The sequence below is a fragment of the Trebonia sp. genome (assembly GCF_049794275.1).
Taxonomy (GTDB): domain Bacteria; phylum Actinomycetota; class Actinomycetes; order Streptosporangiales; family Streptosporangiaceae; genus Trebonia.
The window spans coordinates 1-2303 of record NZ_JBARCR010000496.1 but is presented as its reverse complement, the minus strand read 5'-3'; the positions used below and the strand labels follow the sequence as shown (position 1 = coordinate 2303).

General features: G+C 69.8%; 5 protein-coding genes. 3 read left to right on the top strand and 2 right to left on the bottom strand.

The features are described 5' to 3' along the window. Positions 1-654: SDR family NAD(P)-dependent oxidoreductase (locus WA805_RS13500; protein WP_425242504.1), on the top strand; the 654-nt coding region annotated here is incomplete at its 5' end. Positions 655-758: 104 nt separating this feature from the next. Beyond that, positions 759-1274 carry a DUF3291 domain-containing protein gene (locus WA805_RS13495; protein WP_422289226.1) on the top strand — a complete coding sequence of 172 codons (516 nt, stop codon included), beginning with the start codon at positions 759-761 and terminating at the stop codon, positions 1272-1274. Here WA805_RS13495 and WA805_RS13490 read toward each other — a convergent pair. Continuing rightward, positions 1271-1705, bottom strand: a complete 435-nt coding sequence (locus WA805_RS13490) for a type II toxin-antitoxin system VapC family toxin (RefSeq protein ID WP_422289225.1) — start codon at positions 1703-1705, stop codon at positions 1271-1273. The two genes, WA805_RS13495 and WA805_RS13490, sit on opposite strands and share 4 nt — an antisense overlap. Before the next feature lie 8 nt (positions 1706-1713). Then, the gene (locus tag WA805_RS13485; protein WP_422289223.1) at positions 1714-1995 is read right to left on the bottom strand and encodes a type II toxin-antitoxin system Phd/YefM family antitoxin; all 282 of its coding nucleotides are present in this window, start codon (positions 1993-1995) and stop codon (positions 1714-1716) included. Positions 1996-2068: 73 nt separating this feature from the next. On the opposite strand from WA805_RS13485, the gene WA805_RS13480 reads away from it, so the two are divergent. Further along, positions 2069-2303: SDR family oxidoreductase (locus tag WA805_RS13480; protein ID WP_425242503.1), on the top strand; the 235-nt coding region annotated here is incomplete at its 3' end.

Genomic DNA, 2303 nt, shown 5'->3' with positions numbered 1-2303 from the left:
GTGCACTACCGGGACGCCGCCGACGCGGCGCAGGCGGTGCGGGACGGGCTGCCTGGCGAGGGACACGCCGTGGTCCGCGCGGACATGGCGGACGCCGAGGCGGTCCGTGCGATGGTCGACGAGGCAGCCGAGAGGCTCGGCGCGCTTGACGTGCTGGTCAACAACGCCGGTGTCTACCTGCCGCACCCGGTGACCGCCACCTCGTACGAGGAGTGGCAGGACGCGTGGCGCACCACGCTCGGCGTCAACCTCACCGGGGCGGCGAACACGACCTGGTGCGCGGTACGGCACATGAAAAAACGCGGCGGGCGGGTCGTGAACGTAGGGTCGCGCGGCGCCTTCCGCGGCGAGCCCGCACATCCGGCGTACGGGGCGAGCAAGGCGGGGCTGCACGCGTTCGGCCAGTCGCTGGCGGTTGCGCTCGCGCCGCACGGCATCACCGTGGCGTCGGTGGCGCCTGGGTACGTGGCGACGGACATGACCGTCGAAGAGCTCGCCACCCCGGCGGGCGACCTGATCAGGGCGCAGAGCCCGTTCGACCGGGTCGCGCTGCCCGAGGAGGTCGCGGCGGCGGTCGTGTACCTCGCCTCGCCAGAGGCCGCGTGGGCCTCCGGGTCGGTGCTCGACCTCAACGGCGCGTCGTACCTGCGGTGATCAGCAGGCACCGTCTTCGCTGACGCCCCAGCCGGAGATCGTGCCGGGCCTGGTTCCGCCGGCATGCTGCCGAGCGCGATGGGGAAGTGTGCGACGATCGGCGGGTGGACTACGTGCTTGCGCAGGTGAACATCGGGCGGTTGACCGCGCCGTTGGATAGCCGTCGGCTCGCGGGTTTCGTGGCGGCGCTCGACTCGGTGAACGCGGTCGCGGACGCGGCGCCCGGGTTCGTGTGGCGGCTGCAGACCGAAGACGGGAACGCGACGGCGATTCGCGCCTTCGAGCAGGACGCGGAGGGCGCCGACGGCGGCATCCTGATCAACATGTCCGTGTGGGAGTCGGTCGAGGCCCTCGGCGCGTACGTGTACGGGCCAGCGCACATCGCCGTGCTGCGTCGGCGGCGCCAGTGGTTCGAGCCGATGAAAGAGGCGTACACCGCGCTGTGGTGGATTCCCCGCGGCCACATCCCCACCGTCCACGAGGCCGAGGAGCGGGTGAAGCACCTGCGCGCGCACGGCCCGACCCCGTACGCGTTCACGCTCCGGGTCCATTTCCCGTCCCCGGACAGCGACGACACCGACATGCTGCTCAGCCCGGAAGACTGGACCTGCCCGGCCTAGCCGGCAGTCTCAGGCCCTGGCAGGTCGGCGGGGAAGGTGACGTCGATCTCCTTGATGAACGGGCCGAAGTGCTTGCTGTTGTTCGTAATGAACCGGGTGGCACCCATGGCGATCGCCGCGGCCAGATGGGTGGCGTCCGGTCCGCGCAGCTTGTACTTGGCGCCGAGGACGGCTGCCTGCACTGCAGTCAATTGATCGACCGGCCGCAGGTCGAGCCTGACAAGGAACCGGCTGAGCGTGCGTACGGCTTCCTCGTCGCCGTCGCGCAACGGCTTGCTGAGAACCTCGGGGAGCAGCAGCACAGAACCGACGCCGACCTTCGGACCACTGCCGTCAATAGGACCCGCCGGGAAGAGGGCGGCTACCCGTTCGCCCAGCGGATGGCCGGGAACGGCGGCGTAGATCAGTGCGTCTGCATCGAAGGCGTCCACGGGGCTCCCTATCGGCTGTCACGGCCCTCTCTGATCTCGGCGATCAGTTCCTCCGCGTATTCAGCACTGATGCCACCGGTTGACAGCGGCATCTTCTCGGCTTCGCGCAGCATCTCGTTCAGCCGCTCGGCCTCGTCTAGCAGGTCTGCGGCGCGGGACCGACTCCGTAGGACGTCCGGGCGGACGATCACCGCTACCGGATGGCCGTGCCTGGTGATCGTGATCTCCTCGCCGTCGGCGACCCGGTTGAGGACCTCCGGCAGCGCCGCCCTGGCTTCACTTACGGTCATGACTGCCATAGGAAAATTGTACGCTGGCGTACGTTTATGTACAACTGAGAGCGTGGGTATGTCGTCTAGCACCATGAGGATCGCCATTGCCGGTGGCACAGGGACGCTGGGCCGCCGGGTAGCAGCGGAGCTTAGCGAGCGCGGGCACGAGGTGCGCGTGCTCAGCAGGCACGCGCCCGAGTACCAGGTGGATCTCACCACCGGGGCCGGGCTCGCTGCCGCGCTCGACGGCTGCCAGGTCGTGGTCGACGCCAGCAGCTCGCCGCCGCGGACCGCCGCGGCTGTGCTGGTGGCGGGGAACCGGCGGC

Coding starts and splice junctions, on each gene's coding strand:
- WA805_RS13485 (WP_422289223.1), bottom strand. CDS start 1,995: ATGACCGTAAGTGAAGCCAGGGCGGCGCTGCCGGAGGTCCTCAACCGG.